Source organism: Sneathiella sp., assembly GCF_029233945.1.
GTDB lineage: Bacteria > Pseudomonadota > Alphaproteobacteria > Sneathiellales > Sneathiellaceae > Sneathiella.
The window spans coordinates 100,956-118,977 of record NZ_JARGOQ010000001.1; the positions used below are offsets into that span (position 1 = coordinate 100,956).

Here is an 18,022-nt window from a genome sequence, read left to right on the forward strand (position 1 = left end):
GGTGACCCGCCATTATATCGAGGGTTTCCTTGAAATGCTCCTCACCGAGCGGGGAGCCGCGGAAAACACCCTGTCCGGATATCGTCGGGACCTCAATGATTTCGAGAGCTTCGCCCTTCGGTGCGGAAAGAACCTCTCGGTCGTATCATCAAAGGATATTCAGGCCTATCTCAAGCTTCTGGATGACAGCGGTCTGAAAGCATCCACCCAGGCACGACGCTTGAGTGCGATACGTCAGCTTTTCTCTTATCTATTGGGGGAGGATATTCGCCATGATGATCCCGCGCTGAACATTGATAGCCCGCGCGCGGGACGTCGTTTGCCGAAGTATCTGACGGAAGCTGAGGTGGACGGCCTGCTGGCGGCGGCAGAAGGGGATACGCCGGAAAAAAGGCGGCTCCTGTCTCTGCTTCATCTGTTGTATGCGACCGGCCTCCGCGTGACGGAGCTTGTATCCCTGCCGTTTCCGGCGCTGCGGGAGCAGGATCGGTTTCTCATTGTCCGAGGTAAGGGCAATAAGGAACGGCTGGTGCCGGTGAATGATACCTCCAAACAGGCGCTGGGTCGATATCTTGAAGTGCGGGACGTTTTCTGCCCGGATGGCGCTCATTCAAAATGGCTCTATCCGTCACGGGGCGGGCAGGGGTTTCTCACGCGCCAACGACTGGGCCAGCTTCTAAAAGAATTGGCGATTGAGGCAAATATTGATTCCGCCAAAGTTTCCCCGCATGTTTTGCGGCACGCTTTTGCGAGCCATTTGCTCGCCCATGGGGCCGATCTTCGAAGCCTTCAGAAGATGCTGGGGCATTCCGATATTTCGACGACCCAGATCTACACCCATGTTCTGCAGGAACGGCTGAAGGAAATTGTTACAACCCACCATCCCCTTGCATGATGAAAATTTATTTGGGGGAAAACTTGACTCTGTCTTCCGGCTAACGCAATTTCCTCCCAACTAATTCACAAACTCATATTGAAGAAAGTGTAAAACTCATGAGCTTTACTGTTCCGGAACCTTGCGTCTCGCGCCTGAACCGTTGTGAACTTGCCGTTCCCGGTTCCAGCCCGCATATGTTTGAAAAGGCCGCTAAGTCCGATGCGGATGCTATTTTCCTCGATCTGGAGGATGCGGTTGCACCGAATGATAAGGCGCAGGCGCGCAAGAATATCATCGAAGCCCTGCATGATATCGATTGGGGCGATAAGGTCATGTCTGTCCGGATCAACGGTCTTGATACGCATTACATGTATCGCGACATTGTGGATGTGGTTGAGCAGGGCGGGGAGCGCCTCGACCTGATCATGATCCCGAAGGTCGGCACGGCTTCCGACGTATATGCCGTTGATATGATGGTAACTCAGATTGAGACAGCAACGGGCCGAAAAAAGAAAATCGGGTTTGAGCATATTATTGAAACCGCTCTCGGGATGCAGAATATCCATGAAATCGCTGCGGCAAGTAAGCGCAACGAGAGCCTGCATTTTGGTGTGGCGGACTATGCCGCCTCGACAAAGGCGCGGACAACCTCCATCGGCGGACCGAACCCGCTTTATGGCGTGCTGACGGATCCGGCAGAAGACGGAAGCCGTGATTTTCATTGGGGCGATATGTGGCATTATGCGATTGCCCGCATGGTTGTGGCCGCGCGCGCCAACGGCCTTCGCCCGATTGATGGCCCGTTCGGTGATTTCTCTGATCCGGATGGGTATGTCGCCCATGGTAATCGCGCGGCCATTCTTGGCTGTGAAGGGAAATGGGCCATTCACCCGAAACAGATCCCGCTTGCCAATGACATCTTCACGCCAGCGAAGGAAGAAGTCGCGAAGGCACGCCGTATTCTGGAAGCCATGGAAAAGGCGCAAGCCGAAGGCGCGGGCGCCGTCGCTCTCGATGGTCGGCTGATCGATATCGCCTCGATCAAGCAGGCGGAAGCTTTGGTAAATCAGGCTGATATCATCGCGGCCCGCGGATAATTTTTCGCGTCATATAGCTGTCATTATTTTAAATGCTGGCGGAACGGTTGATTGACGTAACCGTTCCGCCAATTTATTAATCAGACCGTCGATAACTGTGGAGTTTGGACATTTAATGAATAATTTCCTTGATTTTGAGAAGCCGATTGCTGACCTCGAAGGCAAAATTCGCGAGCTTGAGGGGCTGGAAGACGGCAGTGATATCGAGATCAAGGAGGATATTGCCAAACTCCGCCAGAAGGCCCTTCACCAGTTGGAACAAACCTACTCGAAACTGACGCCCTGGCAGAAAACGCAGGTTGCCCGTCATGTCGATCGGCCAAAGCTGAGCGATATCACGGCGCAGCTGATCGAAGAATTCACGCCCCTTGCAGGCGACAGGGCCTTCGCGGACGACAAGGCCATAATCGGTGGTATGGGACGTTTTCGGGGTCGTAGCGTTGTCGTGATCGGAACCGAGAAGGGCAAGGATACAGAAACCCGCCTCAAGCATAATTTTGGTATGGCCCGACCGGAGGGATATCGTAAGGCGCAGCGGCTTATGCAGCTTGCCGATCATTTTTCCCTTCCCATTCTGACCTTCATCGATACATCCGGCGCTTATCCGGGTATCGGCGCAGAGGAGCGCGGTCAGGCGGAGGCGATTGCCCGCTCTATCGAGGTTAGCCTCGATGTACGCGTGCCCATGATCGCCTCAATCGTCGGGGAAGGGGGCAGTGGCGGCGCGGTGGCGCTGGCGAGCGCAAATCGGGTCTTGATGTTTGCCCATGCCATCTATTCGGTGATCTCACCGGAGGGCTGCGCAGCGATCCTGTGGAAAACACGTGATAAAGCGCAGGAAGCGGCGACTGCCATGAAAGTCACCGCGCAGGATCTTCTAAAGCTAAAAGTGATCGACCGGATAGTCGATGAACCTGTTGGCGGTGCCCAGCGTGATGTGCCCGCTGCGATTTCCGCGCTTGGGGATGCGATAGAGGAAGAACTCGCCTCCCTCACGGGCAAGGAGCCGGGCGAGCTCCGTGAAGAGCGCCGCCGCAAATTCCTTGCGATTGGCCGCTTCGACGAAGGCTGATCGTCAGCCGGTAAAAGCCTTTCCAAGATTACGAACGCTTTCCTGATGGACGGACCAGTGACGCCCGCCAATCATACCGCCGTCCACAAGAATGTCGGCGGCATTGACAAAGGTGGAATCGTCCGATGCCAGGAAAAGTGCTGCCTTGGCAATGTCATCGGGAAGGCCCGCCCTGCGAATGGGTTGCGCCTGCGAGAGCACTTCCCCCGCGACCTTCGCTGTATCTTCTGCGGCTTGACCTTTAAGGCCTAGGGCCTTGCCGAAAATACCGGTTGCAATCGCACCGGGGGAGATAGAGTTGACCCGGACATTGCTCTCACCCAGCTCCATAGCGGCGCTGCGGGTTAGCTGCAAGACCGCCGCTTTCGCGCTGCTGTAGACCATTGAGGTCGAGTAGCCCGCGAGATGACCGGCGATACTACCGTTGTTGATGATGCTGCCAAAGCCCTGCTTTTTCATGATCGGTGCTGCGTGCTTTATCCCGAGAAGGACACCGCCGAACAGCAGCGCCATAGCTTCCATCGACTTTTCAAAATCGACGGTTTCAATACTCCCGACGGGAGCCGGCCCGCCCGCGTTATTGAAGATGCAGTCGAGTTTGCCGAATTTTTCTGCTGTTCCCTTGATGAGAGCCGCCATATCGGCCTCAACACTCGCGTCGGCGCGGACAAAATGCACACCGTCGCCCAACCTGTCGGCAATTGCTTTGCCTTCTGTCTCCCGTCGGCCGGAGAAAACGACGGTCGCGCCTTCTTCCGCGAAAATTTCCACGGTGCGCAGACCAATCCCGCTGGTTCCGCCCGTTATAATGGTTACTTTATCCTGTAGTCGGTTCATTTTCATTCTTCTTTGCTTGAGCTTCTGATTAGGGAATATTGGACTATATCAATACATGGAGCGCCGAGAATAGATGTTTTTTGGCCTTCCGGCAGAGATGGCTTCCCAATTTGTAATTTTTGACTAAACTGGCGCCTTGTAACTTACGGGGGATTATCATCGCGTGCTCTACCATAGCGTAATTATTATTGCCTATGCCTTGACGGCAGTTGTTATCGCTGTGCAAACGCCGATCTATGTCGAGGGGATTGATCCGGTCGTCGGCTATTGGGCGGGGGGCGTTTTTTTCCTTATTTGTGCGTTGGTCCATGATTTTATCATGCGGCATGTGGAGCGCGCGCGGTTTCAGCGTGATCTGATCAAAATGCGTAGCGATCTCGATATGGCGGAAACCGGCCTTGATCGTTTCGATAATATTCTCGGCCGTCTCGCGGGAAAAGACGGCAACATGGACAGCTTTGCCTCCGAAATGCAGATATTACGCAAATTGTTGAAACAGCTCTCAACGGATCAGGCGCCTGAAAAAGAAGAGGATGAGGAAGAGGAAATCATCCTCTCCGCAGATGAGGAGCTGGTGGAGGCGCCGGAAGAGCCGCCTGAGCCGCAACGAAACAGTAACGGCCCGGACGAGGAAATCCTCCCTCAGGATGCGGCGATACTGGAGATTGTGCGTTCCGGGCTGCAGGAAAACAAGGTTGATCTTTATCTGCAGCCGATTGTTCGGCTACCACAGAGACGTACCCTTTTCTACGAGGCATTTTCTCGCATTCGCGGACCCCAGGGTGAAGTAATTACGCCAGGGCAGTATCTTGCCGTCGCGGAAAACGCGGGTCTGATCGGAACGATCGATAATCTGCTACTCATCCGTTGCGTCCAGCTGATCCGGCGTGTCCGCCAGCGCAATGCCGATATCGGCTTTTTCGTAAATGTGTCTGCCCGGACACTGAACGACACCGCCTTTTTCCGGCAGTTCGTTGAATTCCTAGATCAGAACAAGGATTTGAGTGAGAGCCTGATCCTGGAATTTGCTCAGGACGATGTCGAGAATGCGTCGGAGGCCGTCCAGAAGGGGCTGTCCACGTTAGCGAAAATGGGTTTTTCATTTTCTGTTGACCATGTACAGCGCCTTGATTTCGACTTCGGCGAACTCGGGAAGCGACATTTCAGGTATTTGAAGGTTGCCGCCGCAGAACTTCTTCCCGGTCGCCCCGGCCTGCCGATGGATATTCATCCTGATGATCTGCGCGAAGCCCTGCTGCGTGAGAATATCGAGCTGATTGCCAGCATGGTTGAAGATGAGGATACCGTGATCGGGCTGCTTGATGTGGAAGTCGGCTTCGGTCAGGGATATCTTTTTGGCGTGCCGCGCCCGCCGCAATCGGTAAATTAACAGGTTATTCTTTATGTCCTTCAAGATTATTTCCGGCCTTGCCGGAGTGGCACCGAGCTATGATGCCTTCATTCTGGATCTTTGGGGCGTGGTGCATAACGGCCATCATCCCTATCCCGGCGTGCTGGAGTGCATGGACAGGCTGCGGAGCCAGGGTAAGCCGATACTCCTTCTCTCCAATGCCCCGCGTACGAACGGCTATGTGATCGAGTTTCTGGAAAACATCGGGGTGGCGAGGAAGCGTTATGACCATATTCTAACCTCGGGCGATATAACGCGCGAGGTGCTGATGCGCCGCGATCATCCCTTTTTAAAGAACAGCGGCGGCGCCTTTTACCAGATCGGCGCAGTTCGCGACAAAGGGTTGGAGGATGGCCTTGACTATCGACGGGTTTCTTCCGTTGGAGAGGCTGATTTTCTGATTTGTACCGGTCTCGTGGATGACCAGACGGAAACGCCGGAGAACTATCGTGAATTATTGCTGGGTGCCCTTAAACATAGCCTTCCGATGCTTTGCGCCAATCCGGATCTGACTGTGATGCGGGGGACGACATCCCATTATTGCGCAGGTGCCATTGCGGCTCTCTATGAGGAGCTTGGCGGGCAGGTTGAGCTTTTCGGGAAGCCGTATCCAGAAGTATATCGGCAGGCGATAAAGAAATTGCAGTTCCTTGAGCCGTCAAGGATTCTCGCCATCGGTGACAGCATGCGAACCGATATCAAGGGTGCCAACGCCAATGGTATTGACAGCGTGTTAGTGAGTGGCGGGATACATGCCGATGAGTGGGGGTTAAAGGATGGGCAATTGCCCACAGCGGCGCAAATCGAGAAAATCACTGAGTTGCATCAGTTTTCACCAAACTATGTGATGGGACATATGGTCTGGTAGGAAGTGCTGGAGCCCTGTCAATCGAACAGAGCGTCGATCTCATCTTGTGCTTTATTGCCCGAGCCCTTGTCCTCGTCCGTAGGGGCCATGTTTTTCTTTTGTAGCCCGTCGTTCTCTTCGTCGAAAAGCGTGTCAATGTCGCCCTGATTGACACCCTCTCCCTCCAGCGCGGGGCCGTTCAAGAGCGCGCTTTCATCATCATCGCTGACCACCGCAGCCTCTGCTTCGGCGACATTATCCATGTGATGCCCCCAGGCTTTGGTGAGGCGCGCGAGATATTCCTCAATATAGTTGAGGGTTGAGACAACCTTGCTGATCCGCTGGCCGGTAATGTCCTGAAAGGAGCAAGCTTCAAAAATCTCCATGCAGGCGTCATTGACGACGTCAGCGTCCGTTACTTTCGCAGACATAATCTTTTCGGTCGCGCTCATGATCTGGTTGGTTGCGTTTTCCGTGGCTTCCACGATCGCATCCAGTTCCTTACCTGCCCGTGGAAGCTTTTCCTGCTTTAGGTCATTTGGCCGGATTTCGGCAATTTCCGATCTGGCCGCCATAATGAAACCGGCAAGATCCTGACAATCCTGGTGAAGAGAGGCGATCGCCTTCCTCAGCTGAATGACCTCTTCCGTATCGGACATTAGAAATCACCAAGAACCGAAGAAATTTTTGTCTTCAAGGTGGCTGCATTAAACGGCTTGACGATGTAGTTGTTAACCCCAGCCTTTTTTGCGGCGACTACGTTATCCGTCTTGGATTCTGCCGTAATCATAATGAAGGGTGTGCTTTTCAGGGTTTCGTCAGCGCGGACTTCCTTCAGCAGCTGATAGCCGGTCATCGGCTCCATGTTCCAGTCGGAAATAACCAGGCCATAGTTCTTCGTCCGCATTTTCGCAAGCGCGGCGGATCCGTCTGCTGCTTCATCGACTGCATTAAAGCCGAGCTGTTTGAGAAGGTTGCGGATAATGCGCAACATCGTTTTGTAATCATCTACGATAAGGATCGACATGTTCATATCGACTGCCATGGAAATGCCCTCTTATTTTCCTAAAAATCTGTCTTTGTCACGGTATAGTTCGAAACTCCACCTTAACCATTCCACAGGAGATTAAGATCGGAACCTTAAAAAAATGGTTAATTTGGATATAGTTTTATAAAAACTGGCGACATCGGCTACATCCAGGCGGCTGTTTTCGTCACAATGCTTGCGACAATGCAGTTTTTCCTTCTATATAGCTCGACGTATGCGGGATTAAGAGCGAGTGGGAACCCAATGTCAGTTTATGAAGACTTACACGGCTACTTCCTTGAGGATCTGGAAGTAGGCATGACCGAGCTTTATGCCAAAACGATTTCCGAAGCAGATATCGTCATGTATGCAGGTATCTCAGGCGATACAAATCCGGTTCATCTCAATGCTGAATTCGCTGAAAAGACGATTTTCAAGGAGCGTATAGCTCATGGCATGTTGTCCGCCGGTCTTCTTTCGACAGTGTTTGGGACCAAACTACCCGGTCCCGGGGCGATTTACATGAACCAGAACCTGAATTTTAAGGCGCCGGTCTGCATTGGTGATACAGTGGTAGCGCGAGTGACGCTGCGCGAGATGAATGGCAAACGGGTTACTTTTGACTGTGTTTGCACGATCGGCGAGACTGTTGTGCTGGATGGTGAGGCAACTTTAATGGTCTCAAAACGCCAATAAGATAAACGAGAGAATTACGGATTTCAGTCGATGCGCATCTTACGCGATTATCAAAATGTTCCGGAAGAATGCCGCGGCCTCGTGCTGGCCATCGGGAATTTTGATGGTGTTCACCGTGGCCATCAGGCCGTTATCGCGGAAGCCCAGGAAATAGCGGACAGGCTGGGCCTTGCCGCCGGGGTGTTGACGTTTGAGCCGCACTCGCGGGAATTTTTCGCGCCCGATGCGCCGCCATTCCGCCTTTCAACCCTTGATACGAAGGCGGCGCATCTGAAATGGCTTGGCCTTGATGTCATGGTGGCCCTAGAGTTCAATCTGGCTTTTTCCCAGAAATCGGCCGAGGGTTTTGTCCGCGATGTGCTCGTCGATGGATATAACGTCGCGCATGTGGTTGTCGGCTATGATTTTATTTTCGGCCACAAACGGCAGGGAACAACCGTTGTTCTTGCAGAGCTAGGCAAGAAGTATGGGTTTGAAGTCACAGTGGTGGAACCGGTTGGGGAAGGCACCGTCATTTTTTCCTCCACGGCGATCCGTGAATGTTTGAAAGCGGGCGATCCCGGCAAAGCGGCCCTGCTTCTCGGCCATTGGTGGGAGATCGAGGGGTCCGTCATCGAAGGGGACAAGCGCGGGCGCACCATCGGGTTCCCGACCGCGAATATTCCGCTGGTCGGTTATCATCATCCGAAACTGGGTGTTTATGCTGTCCGGGTCGGGCTGCATCGGGGAACCCATGTCGACTGGATAGATGGTGTCGCAAATTTTGGTATGCGACCGACTTTCGATAAGAAGGATGTCCTGCTGGAGGTTCATCTACTCGATTGGTCCGGCGATCTTTATGATCAGAGCCTGCGTGTTGCCTTTGTTGACTATATCCGCCCGGAAATGAAGTTTGCCGGGATAGAAGAATTAACCGCGCAGATATCGGAGGATGTCAAAAAGGCGCGGGAGATTCTCGCCAATCATAATAATCGGCAAACCAAATATGCGGACAAGAAAGTCCATAGCTAGGCAAGTCTACTTTCTGCTTTGCAGCATCCTCCTTTTTCTAGCTGCCGCGTTGCCAGCACATGCTTATGACATTGTTTATTTCCCCAGTCTCGACGGAAAGACCCGGCTCACCGCCTGTCTTGCGAAACCGGAAGGGGCGGGCCCGTAAAAGGTTGCCTGAATATCTTCAAAAGTATCTTTTGTTGGGAAACGCGGATTAACGGAACGGGATGGCGCATAAAACTGCTAATTTTTGCTCCTTTCCGTCTATGATTTCTCGACAGCAGAGCACGGAGTTGATAAAACACCTGCCATGACAGAATTACGGATACATATAGCTTGTTTCCTTGGGCGGAGTGTCGCCTATGATCGAATTATAAACCCGGCCTTTGCTGTATAGGGCCGGGTAATAAAGGTTCACACCTGATGATCAGGGTAAAACCAGAAAAATGCGGCGAACCGCCGCGCATGATTTACCGATAAATTGAGATACTGTTAGGATCAGTTCGCCCGATGAGCACTGACTATAAATCGACGCTATTTTTACCTCGTACCGATTTCCCTATGAAGGCCGGCCTTCCTGCGAAAGAGCCCGGATTGCTGGACCGCTGGGAGGAAATGGACCTGTTCGGCCGCCAGCGGGAACAGTCTAAGGATCGCGAAAAATTCATTCTTCATGATGGCCCGCCTTATGCGAACGGTAATCTGCATATCGGCCATGCGATGAACAAGATCCTGAAAGACGTGATCAGCCGCTCGCAGCAGATGATGGGCAAGAACGCGCATTATGTGCCTGGCTGGGACTGTCATGGCCTTCCCATCGAATGGAAGATCGAGGAAAAATACCGCAAGGCCGGTAAGGACAAGGATCAGGTGCCGGTTGTCGAGTTTCGCAAAGAGTGCCGCGACTTTGCGACCCACTGGGTCGGCGTTCAGAAGGAAGAGTTCAAGCGCCTTGGCGTGATCGGAGATTGGGAGCGCCCCTACACCACTATGAGCTTCGATGCCGAAGCCCAGATCGTCCGCGAGCTGCACAAGTTCCTGATGAATGGCGGGCTCTATCGTGGATCGAAGCCGGTCATGTGGTCGCCGGTCGAAAAAACGGCACTCGCTGAAGCTGAGCTTGAATATCACGATCATACGTCGACTACGATCCATGTTCGTTTCCCTGTGAAGTCTGGCCCGGAAGAATTTATGGGCGCGTCCATTGTTATCTGGACGACAACCCCTTGGACGATGCCGGGCAACCGCGCAATCTCCTATGGTACGGACATGGAATATGTCGGGATAGAAGTGAAAGAGGTGTTGGAGGGATCGCTTGCTGTGGTGGGCGAGAAGATGTTCGTTGCCACCGAGCTTCTGGAAGAGGTCCAGAAAGAAGCGGGGATCGCTGCTGCTGAGGTGATCTGGCGCGGCAAGGGCGATGCCTTCAAGGGTGTCATCTGCCTGCATCCTTTCCATGGCAAAGGATATGATTTCGATGTGCCGTTGATTGATGGCGATCACGTCACGGTGGATGCGGGTACGGGCTTCGTTCATACCGCCCCGGGCCACGGTCAGGAAGACTATGAAGTCGGTATGATCCATGGCATTGAGGTGCCGCATACGGTGGATGAGGACGGCACTTTTTACGATCACGTGCCGATGTTCGCCGGGCAGCATGTGTATAAATGCAACGAGGGTGTAGCGGACGAGCTTGAAAAAGTCGGCGCGTTGCTGAAACGCGGTAAGCTCGTCCATTCCTATCCACACTCATGGCGGTCGAAGGCGCCGCTTATTTTCCGCAATACCAGCCAGTGGTTCATCTCGATGGAGACGAATGATCTGAGGGCCAAGGCGCTCAAGGCAATCGACGATACGAAATGGTTTCCGGCCTCCGGTCGTAATCGTATACATGCGATGATCTCGGGTCGCCCTGACTGGGTTCTTTCGCGGCAGCGAGCCTGGGGCGTGCCGATCACGGTCTTTACCCATAAGGAAACGGGTGAACTCTTGCGTGATGACAAGGTCAACGCGCGTATCGAACAAATCACGGAAGAGGAAGGATCTGACGCCTGGTTTGATTCGCCGCCTCAGCGCTTTCTTGGCAACGACTATAACGCCGATGATTATGACATGGCGCAAGACATTCTCGATGTCTGGTTTGATTCCGGTTGTACCCATGCGTTCACGCTCGAGGCGCGGCCGGAATTGCAGTGGCCCGCCTCACTCTATCTGGAAGGCACGGATCAGCATCGCGGCTGGTTCCATTCTTCGTTGCTCGAATCCTGCGGCACAAGAGGCCGCGCACCGTATGAGGCCGTTCTGACCCATGGCTTCGTGATGGACGGTCAAGGGCGAAAAATGTCGAAATCCCTCGGCAATGTCGTTGCGCCGCAAAAAATCATTGAGCAGAATGGCGCGGACATCCTGCGTCTTTGGGTCGTGGCGTCGGACTACTCCGAAGATATGCGCATCGGTAATGAAATCGTGAAGGGGCAGGTCGACAGCTATCGCCGTCTCCGCAATACTTTGCGCTTCATCCTCGGTAATCTTGAGGGTTGGGATGAGAGTGAGCGGCTGGAAGTTAGCGAAATGCCGGAGCTTGAGCAATGGGTGCTGCATCGGCTTTTTGAGCTGGATAAGATGATCCGTACGAACTGCAATATCTATGAATTCAGCCGTGTTTTCACCACGATCCACAATTTCTGCACACTGGAACTATCGGCCTTTTACTTCGATATACGCAAAGACGCGCTTTATTGCGACGGGGCGAATGACACGCGTCGCCGCGCCGCGCGGACAGTCCTTGATCAGCTGTTCCATTGCCTGACGGCATGGCTCGCGCCGATGCTGGTTTTCACGGCGGAGGAAACCTGGCTGACACGTTATCCCGGTGAGGACAGCAGTGTCCACCTACGCCAGTTCCCGGACATTCCGGCAGAGTGGGAAAATGGCGCACTTATGGATCGCTGGTTCAGCGTGCGAGCTTTCCGCCGTGTGGTAACGGGCGCGCTGGAAATTGAACGGCGAGAGAAGCGGATTGGCTCTAGCCTGCAGGCCTCCCCCACCGTCTATGTGAGTGAGAAATATAAGGCGCTGCTCGACCAGTTCGATCTTGCGGATATCTGCATCACATCCGGAGTCACGCTCTCAACCGATCCCGCGCCGGAGGGTGCCTTCACCCTTGAGGAAGTATCAGATGTTGCTGTCGTCCCGGCCCTCGCCGAAGGCGAGAAATGCCAGCGCTGCTGGAAAATCCTCGACGAGGTGGGAACGCATGATGTCTATGATGACTTGTGCCGCCGTTGCGCCGATGTTGTGGGTTCCTTACCCGTGGAAATCGAGGCATGAACAACATGCTCCGTCTCGGGCTGATTATTGCTGCGGTGATCATTGCGGTCGACCAGATCAGCAAAGTGTATTTGATCGACCTCATGGCGCGCTATCCATCTGGGATTGAGGTGACAAGCTTCTTCAATCTTGTGATGGTCTGGAACAGAGGGGTCAGCTTCGGCATGTTCGCCGGGGACAATATGCGGTGGATCTTGGTTGCTGTTGCTGCCGTGATTTCCGTTGTCGTCGTCTTCTGGCTCAGAAAAGCCACAAACAGGATGCTATCTATCGGGCTCGGGCTGGTGCTTGGTGGCGCCATCGGAAATATCATCGATCGTGTCAGATTTGGGGCGGTCGCGGACTTCTTCGATTTTGACCTGATCTTTATGCGCTGGCCCGCCTTTAACGTTGCGGATATGGCCATTGTTGTCGGTGTGATCGTAATTTTGCTTGAAAACTTGTTTCAGGGGCGTAAATCCGATAAATTATCGGCATGAGGGAAGGGTACAACATAATGCGTAGTGGGCGAATTTTAACCGGGCTGGTCCTGTTGTTCGCGGTCTTTCTGACGGGCTGCGAGGGCACGAAGCAGGCGCTTGGCATCGGCAAGAAGGAAGGACCGGACGAATTTACGGTCATTACCAAGGCGCCCCTGATCATCCCGCCGGACTTTTCACTTCGCCCTCCTGCGCCCGGACAAAAGGGACCGCAGGACATTCTTGCCGAGAACAGCGCGAAAGCGGCTCTACTCGGGAATCAGCCCAATACAGCCCCCGTCACTCATAGTGATGCGGTCGCTGCGGGCGTTTCCACCGGAGAACTCGCGCTTCTGCGTCAGGCCGGTGCGGAAAATATTGATCCGAGCATTCGGGAAATAGTCGATACGGAAACCGCTGTCCTTGCAGAGAATGACGAAACCTTCATGGAGAAGATCATGTTCTGGCAGGATCAGCCTCCCTTCGGTACCGTTGTTGATCCTGTGCAGGAGAAAAAGCGGCTGCAGGAAAATGCGGCACTTGGCGATAACCCTGCGGCCGGCCCGGAAACCCCGATTATCGAGCGGCGCAAGCGTGCCCTGCTGGAAGGGTTGTTTAACTAGGCGGGCGTCAATCAGGCTTTCGCGGCGAAATCGTCATAAATAATGGCTGCATAGTCTTGTAAATTCGGGCGTCTCCCCCATTATTCAAGGGTACCAGTTTTTACGCGACCGGAGGCTATCCATGAGCCCGATGCGACCGCTATTTGTTTTTGTCCTGACTTTTGGCCTGATTTTCGGCGGTAGCCCGGAAAAGCTTTTTGCCGAAGAGAGTATTCCAACCCTGTTTGATCCGAAGGTCACGACGCTCGATAACGGGTTGCAGGTTGTCGTGTTGGAAGATCATCGCGCGCCGGTGGTGACGCATATGGTCTGGTACAAGGCGGGCGCCGCAGACGAAAAGCCGCTTAAATCCGGGATCGCTCATTTCCTTGAACATCTGATGTTTAAGGGAACCAAGACGTTGCAGCTCGGTGAATTTTCCGAGGTTGTTGCCGAAAATGGCGGGCAGGAAAATGCCTTCACCTCTCAGGACTACACCGCCTATTTCCAGAATGTCAGTGTGGACAAGCTGCCGCTCTTCATGGAGATGGAAGCGGATCGGATGGCAAACCTTGTGCTGACCGATGAGGTTGTCGCGCCGGAGCTGAAAGTAGTGCTGGAGGAACGCTCCCAACGGACAGATAATGATCCCGCTGCCCTGTTCGGGGAGCAGTTCGAGGCGGCGCAGTTTCTGGCCCATCCATACGGCGCGCCGGTCATTGGCTGGCGTCACGAAATCGAAAGCCTGACAACCCAGGACGCGCTCGATTGGTATAACACTTATTATGCGCCGAATAATGCCATCCTGATCGTTGCGGGTGACGTCGAGGCGGATGAAGTGTTCGCGCTGGCGGAAAAATACTACGGGCCAATCGCGTCAAAGAAAATTCCGGTGCGCGAGCGGGTACAGGAACCCCCGCAACTTGCCAAACGGGTTCTTGAGATGAGCGACAAGCGGGTGCGGCAGCCGTCCTGGCGGCAGAGCTATCTCGCGCCGTCAGCAAGGGGTGAGGACCAAGTCAATGTCCGGGCGCTTGAAGTTTTGAGCCAGATCCTGGGTAGTGGAGTGACCAGCCGGATTTATGACGGTCTGGTCGTCGATAAGAAAATAGCCACCAGTGCAGGCGCCTACTATCGATCTGGCTCCTATGACAAATCCACTTTCGTTCTATACGGCAGCCCGACACCGGATCATAATCTTGACGATGTGGAGACGGCCATCCATGCCATTATCGAGGATGTGATCGAGAACGGCGTGACGGACAAGGAGCTTACGCGCGCGAAGAAGAAGCTTCTTGCCGATGCGATCTACGCGCGAGACAGCATTCGCGGGGCGGCGAATATATTGGGCTCCTCACTTGCCAGTGGTGAGACCATTGACCAGATTGTCAACTGGCCGAGAAATATCGCAAAGGTGACCGCAGAAGACGTTCAAAACGCCGCGAAGGCGGTTTTTGATGAGCGTCAATCCGTTGTCGGGCGTCTCCTGCCCGAACAGGTAAAGAGCTGAGGGAAGAGTAATGTTGATTGCATATCGTTCAATTGCAGCGGGCCTTGCCGTTATTTTCTTCCTTTTGATCAGCTTGCCTGCAAAAGCGGTTGAGGTGAAAGAAGTCACCAGCCCAGGCGGAATCAAAGCCTGGCTGGTGGAAGAGCCCTCGATCCCCATCGTCAGCATGAATGTTGCCTGGCGGGGCGGGGCGAGCCTTGATCCCGCAGACAAGGCGGGGCTCGCCTATCTCGCCTCCTCCACCATGGATGAGGGAGCCGGAGATCTCGACAGCAAGGCATTTCAGGAGCGTCTTTCCGATCTTGCGATCAAGCTTAGCTTCGATGCAAGCAAGGACAGCTTTTCCGGAAGCCTCAAGACATTAAGTGAAAATACCGAGGAGGCGTTTCGTCTCTTCGGACTTGCCATAACGGATCCGCGTTTCGATGAGGAACCGGTAGAGCGTATCCGGGGGCAGATTCTCGCCTCCCTCAACCGGAAACTCTCCGATCCGAACAGTCTTGCCGGACGGGCCTGGTTTGAACTTGCCTTCGAAGATCACCCCTATGCTCAGCCGTCGGAGGGAACGATTGAGACGATGACAGCGGTTACCCGGGACGATCTTGCAAAATTCGCGAGAACGCGGCTCGGCAAGAATAACATGCTGATCGGCGTTGTAGGCGATATCTCGGCGGAGGAGCTGGGCCTGCTTCTCGATAAAACATTTGGCGCACTGCCTGAGAAAGCGGAAAATTCCATCGTCCCGCAAACCGTGCCGTTATCCGAGGCCGCCGTCAAGATCATCCCGCAGGATATCCCGCAAAGCGTCGTTGTCTTTGGCGGACAGGGCGTGAAAAGGGAAGATCCGGATTATTACGCGGCTTACGTACTGAATTACATTCTGGGCGGGGGAAGCTTTCAATCCCGCTTGACCGAAGAAATTCGCGAGAAGCGGGGCCTTGTCTATTCCGTCTACAGCTATCTCTATCCCATGAAGGCAGCCGGGCTGCAGATGGGCGGCTTCGGGACCAGCAATGCCTCCGTGAGGGAGGCCCTTGATCTGGTGGAGGCTGAACTTGGTCGCGTCCGCGCCGACGGCGTGACAACGGAGGAGTTGGCGGCGGCAAAGACCTATCTCAATGGTTCCTTCCCGCTGAGCCTGTCGTCCAATGATCGTATCGCCGACATCCTTGTTGCCATGCAATTTAGCAACCTTCCGATTGACTATTTGAATGATCGGTCAGATCTGATCAATGCGGTCAGTGAAGACGATATCAGGCGTGTTGCGCAAAAACTGCTCGATCCTGATAAGCTGATCGTCGTCGTCGCCGGCAAGCCCGAAAATCTGGAAGCCAAAGGCAAGGGCGTAGAAAAGAATTAGGTCTGCTCCCCTAGGCCGGACAACTCAATTTTGCTAAGCTCATTTGGAATTTCCCGATGGATGGATCATGCCGTTAAGACGCCTGCCTGAAAATATTGTCAACCAGATTGCCGCCGGTGAGGTTGTTGAACGGCCTGCCTCCGCCGTCAAGGAACTGGTGGAAAATGCGATTGACGCCGGTGCGACCCGGATTGATGTTGTTATGCGCGATGGCGGGCGCTCCTTGATCACGGTCACAGATAACGGCTCCGGGATGAGTGCGGAAGAGCTGGAGCTCTGTTTCGAACGGCACGCCACGTCCAAACTGCCCGATGATGATCTTGTCTTTATTCAGAATCTGGGGTTTCGCGGGGAAGCTATCCCCTCCATCGCGTCGGTCAGTCGCATGTCCATCACCACCCGGCGGGAGGGAGAAGATACCGCCTGGAAAATGTCGGTTGAGGGCGGAAAGAAGGCAGCGCCGGAGCCCGGTAGCGGGCAGAAGGGAACGCGGGTCGAGGTTCGGGATATCTTCTTCGCGACGCCGGCACGGCTCAAGTTTCTGAAGACTGAACGGTCGGAATTTGGCGCAGCGCTTGATGTCGTCCGCCGCCTTGCCATGGCTTTCCCCGCCATTTCCTTTTCCTTGGGGGATGAAAACCGTGTGGCCCTTCGTGTCGCCGGATCGGAGGGCGATCTGTTCGATGCCTGGCTGGATCGGCTTGGCGCGGTTATGGGGCGGGAATTCGCAGAGAACGCCATCCGGATCGAGGCCGAGCGTGATGGCGTCAAGCTGGCGGGCTATGCTGGTGTGCCGACGTTTAATCGGGGCAACGCCACAATGCAGTTTATGTTCGTCAATGGCCGTCCGGTGCGTGACAAGCTTTTTACCGGCGCGGTGCGCGGGGCCTATATGGACCTGCTGGCACGCAACCGCCACCCCTTGCTTGCGCTATTTCTGGAGCTGCCAGCGGATCAGGTGGATGTCAATGTACACCCGGCAAAAGCCGAAGTCCGCTTTCGCGATTCTGGCGGGGTGCGCGGGCTGATTGTCGGGTCCTTGCGTCATGCGCTGGCGGAGCATGGGCATCGTGCGTCCTCCACCATATCCGGTCAGGCGCTCGGGGCGTTCCGTCCACAAAGCGCGCCTCTTCCTTTGCAGTCGTCGAGCCGCCCGGCAGCAAGTTGGGGGCGCTGGAACGGGGATCAGGCGGCAACCATGTCGCCTGGACTAGCGGAGGCAAGCGCGGAGTATCAGGCGCCGCTCACGGCAGAAAGTCCTCCTCGCGCGTGGGGAGTTGATGAAACGCCTCAACAGCAGGAAAAGTCGCAGGCACTGGAGCAGTTCCCTTTGGGCGCCGCAAGAAGCCAGCTTCATGAAACCTATATTGTTGCTCAGACCACGCATGGTCTCATTCTTGTGGATCAGCATGCGGCGCATGAACGGCTGGTGATGGAACGAATGAAGAAGCAACTGGCAGAGAAAGCTGTGGCGCGGCAAATGCTTCTCTTGCCAGAGGTCGTTGAGCTTGACGAGGTGTCGGCAAACCGCGTTACTGAACGGGCGGAGGAACTTGCGGAGATGGGTCTGATGTTGGAGCCATTCGGCGTTGGCGCCATTGTGGTGCGGGAAACGCCTGCCATGCTCGGTGAATGCAATATAAAGGGGCTGGTTCAGGATCTGGCTGATGACCTCGCGGAACTCGATACGGCGTTATCGCTGAAGGATCGGATGGATGATGTCTGCGCGACAATGGCCTGTCACGGGTCCGTCCGGGCGGGCCGGAGGCTTTCCATTGACGAGATGAACGCCCTCCTGCGGGAAATGGAGGTCACGCCCCACAGCGGTCAGTGTAACCATGGCCGCCCGACCTATGTAGAACTGCAGCTCGGCGATATTGAAAAATTATTCGGCCGCCGCTAAAA

At 54.5% G+C, this 18,022-nt stretch carries 16 protein-coding genes; 13 read left to right on the plus strand and 3 right to left on the minus strand.

What is annotated here, in order from left to right; genetic code table 11:
* Position 1: 1 nt before the first annotated feature.
* The 3 genes from xerD (at position 2) to P1U71_RS00535 (ending at position 3,046) form a co-directional block, all read left to right on the plus strand.
* Positions 2-895: a site-specific tyrosine recombinase XerD gene (gene xerD, locus P1U71_RS00525; protein WP_301103584.1), complete on the plus strand. Its 894-nt coding sequence runs from the start codon at positions 2-4 to the stop codon at positions 893-895.
* 98 nt (positions 896-993) lie between these two features.
* Entirely contained in the window at positions 994-1,974 is a 981-nt protein-coding gene (locus tag P1U71_RS00530; protein ID WP_301103585.1) for a CoA ester lyase, read from the plus strand.
* 115 nt (positions 1,975-2,089) lie between these two features.
* Complete coding sequence (locus tag P1U71_RS00535) at positions 2,090-3,046, plus strand: acetyl-CoA carboxylase carboxyltransferase subunit alpha (RefSeq protein WP_301103586.1); 957 nt, start codon at positions 2,090-2,092, stop codon at positions 3,044-3,046.
* Between the two features lie 3 nt (positions 3,047-3,049).
* On the opposite strand, the gene P1U71_RS00540 is transcribed toward P1U71_RS00535, so the two are convergent.
* Positions 3,050-3,883: an SDR family oxidoreductase gene (locus P1U71_RS00540; RefSeq protein WP_301103587.1), complete on the minus strand. Its 834-nt coding sequence runs from the start codon at positions 3,881-3,883 to the stop codon at positions 3,050-3,052.
* Positions 3,884-4,046: 163 nt separating this feature from the next.
* On the opposite strand from P1U71_RS00540, the gene P1U71_RS00545 reads away from it, so the two are divergent.
* Complete coding sequence (locus P1U71_RS00545) at positions 4,047-5,273, plus strand: EAL domain-containing protein (protein ID WP_301103588.1); 1,227 nt, start codon at positions 4,047-4,049, stop codon at positions 5,271-5,273.
* A 13-nt stretch (positions 5,274-5,286) separates the two neighbouring features.
* A complete protein-coding gene (locus P1U71_RS00550) occupies positions 5,287-6,162 on the plus strand; it encodes a TIGR01459 family HAD-type hydrolase (RefSeq protein WP_301103589.1) in 876 nt (291 codons plus the stop codon).
* 17 nt (positions 6,163-6,179) lie between these two features.
* Here P1U71_RS00550 and P1U71_RS00555 read toward each other — a convergent pair whose 3' ends face one another.
* Both P1U71_RS00555 and P1U71_RS00560 read right to left on the minus strand, forming a co-directional pair.
* Positions 6,180-6,800, minus strand: a complete 621-nt coding sequence (locus P1U71_RS00555; protein WP_301103590.1) for a protein phosphatase CheZ — start codon at positions 6,798-6,800, stop codon at positions 6,180-6,182.
* A complete protein-coding gene (locus P1U71_RS00560; protein WP_301103591.1) occupies positions 6,800-7,186 on the minus strand; it encodes a response regulator in 387 nt (128 codons plus the stop codon). Before P1U71_RS00560 ends, P1U71_RS00555 begins: the two co-directional genes overlap by 1 nt.
* Before the next feature lie 246 nt (positions 7,187-7,432).
* Here P1U71_RS00560 and P1U71_RS00565 point away from each other — a divergent pair, with 246 nt between their 5' ends.
* The 8 genes from P1U71_RS00565 to mutL all read left to right on the plus strand — a co-directional run bounded on the left by P1U71_RS00565 (position 7,433) and on the right by mutL (position 18,020).
* The gene (locus P1U71_RS00565; RefSeq protein ID WP_301103592.1) at positions 7,433-7,864 is read left to right on the plus strand and encodes a MaoC family dehydratase; all 432 of its coding nucleotides are present in this window, start codon (positions 7,433-7,435) and stop codon (positions 7,862-7,864) included.
* Between the two features lie 30 nt (positions 7,865-7,894).
* A complete protein-coding gene (locus P1U71_RS00570) occupies positions 7,895-8,875 on the plus strand; it encodes a bifunctional riboflavin kinase/FAD synthetase (RefSeq protein WP_301103593.1) in 981 nt (326 codons plus the stop codon).
* A gap of 492 nt (positions 8,876-9,367) precedes the next feature.
* Positions 9,368-12,187, plus strand: a complete 2,820-nt coding sequence (ileS, locus tag P1U71_RS00575) for an isoleucine--tRNA ligase (RefSeq protein WP_301103594.1) — start codon at positions 9,368-9,370, stop codon at positions 12,185-12,187.
* Positions 12,184-12,666, plus strand: a complete 483-nt coding sequence (lspA, locus tag P1U71_RS00580) for a signal peptidase II (protein ID WP_301103595.1) — start codon at positions 12,184-12,186, stop codon at positions 12,664-12,666. Before ileS ends, lspA begins: the two co-directional genes overlap by 4 nt.
* A gap of 17 nt (positions 12,667-12,683) precedes the next feature.
* Positions 12,684-13,268 (plus strand): DUF3035 domain-containing protein, encoded by a 585-nt coding sequence (locus tag P1U71_RS00585; protein ID WP_301103596.1) that lies wholly within the window; start codon positions 12,684-12,686, stop codon positions 13,266-13,268.
* 121 nt (positions 13,269-13,389) lie between these two features.
* The gene (locus P1U71_RS00590) at positions 13,390-14,757 is read left to right on the plus strand and encodes a pitrilysin family protein (protein ID WP_301103597.1); all 1,368 of its coding nucleotides are present in this window, start codon (positions 13,390-13,392) and stop codon (positions 14,755-14,757) included.
* Positions 14,758-14,767: 10 nt separating this feature from the next.
* Positions 14,768-16,117 carry a pitrilysin family protein gene (locus tag P1U71_RS00595; RefSeq protein WP_301103598.1) on the plus strand — a complete coding sequence of 450 codons (1,350 nt, stop codon included), beginning with the start codon at positions 14,768-14,770 and terminating at the stop codon, positions 16,115-16,117.
* Positions 16,118-16,184: 67 nt separating this feature from the next.
* Complete coding sequence (gene mutL, locus P1U71_RS00600; RefSeq protein ID WP_301103599.1) at positions 16,185-18,020, plus strand: DNA mismatch repair endonuclease MutL; 1,836 nt, start codon at positions 16,185-16,187, stop codon at positions 18,018-18,020.
* Positions 18,021-18,022 lie beyond the last annotated feature (2 nt).

Excerpts from the sequence above, each read along its gene's own strand:
- P1U71_RS00540 (WP_301103587.1), bottom strand. The coding sequence starts at position 3,883 with ATGAACCGACTACAGGATAAAGTAACCATTATAACGGGCGGAACCAGC.
- P1U71_RS00530 (WP_301103585.1), top strand. The coding sequence starts at position 994 with ATGAGCTTTACTGTTCCGGAACCTTGCGTCTCGCGCCTGAACCGTTGT.
- P1U71_RS00535 (WP_301103586.1), top strand. The coding sequence starts at position 2,090 with ATGAATAATTTCCTTGATTTTGAGAAGCCGATTGCTGACCTCGAAGGC.
- mutL (WP_301103599.1), top strand. The coding sequence starts at position 16,185 with ATGCCGTTAAGACGCCTGCCTGAAAATATTGTCAACCAGATTGCCGCC.
- P1U71_RS00550 (WP_301103589.1), top strand. The coding sequence starts at position 5,287 with ATGTCCTTCAAGATTATTTCCGGCCTTGCCGGAGTGGCACCGAGCTAT.
- lspA (WP_301103595.1), top strand. The coding sequence starts at position 12,184 with ATGAACAACATGCTCCGTCTCGGGCTGATTATTGCTGCGGTGATCATT.
- ileS (WP_301103594.1), top strand. The coding sequence starts at position 9,368 with ATGAGCACTGACTATAAATCGACGCTATTTTTACCTCGTACCGATTTC.
- P1U71_RS00570 (WP_301103593.1), top strand. The coding sequence starts at position 7,895 with ATGCGCATCTTACGCGATTATCAAAATGTTCCGGAAGAATGCCGCGGC.
- P1U71_RS00595 (WP_301103598.1), top strand. The coding sequence starts at position 14,768 with ATGTTGATTGCATATCGTTCAATTGCAGCGGGCCTTGCCGTTATTTTC.
- P1U71_RS00585 (WP_301103596.1), top strand. The coding sequence starts at position 12,684 with ATGCGTAGTGGGCGAATTTTAACCGGGCTGGTCCTGTTGTTCGCGGTC.
- P1U71_RS00560 (WP_301103591.1), bottom strand. The coding sequence starts at position 7,186 with ATGGCAGTCGATATGAACATGTCGATCCTTATCGTAGATGATTACAAA.
- P1U71_RS00555 (WP_301103590.1), bottom strand. The coding sequence starts at position 6,800 with ATGTCCGATACGGAAGAGGTCATTCAGCTGAGGAAGGCGATCGCCTCT.
- P1U71_RS00565 (WP_301103592.1), top strand. The coding sequence starts at position 7,433 with ATGTCAGTTTATGAAGACTTACACGGCTACTTCCTTGAGGATCTGGAA.
- P1U71_RS00590 (WP_301103597.1), top strand. The coding sequence starts at position 13,390 with ATGAGCCCGATGCGACCGCTATTTGTTTTTGTCCTGACTTTTGGCCTG.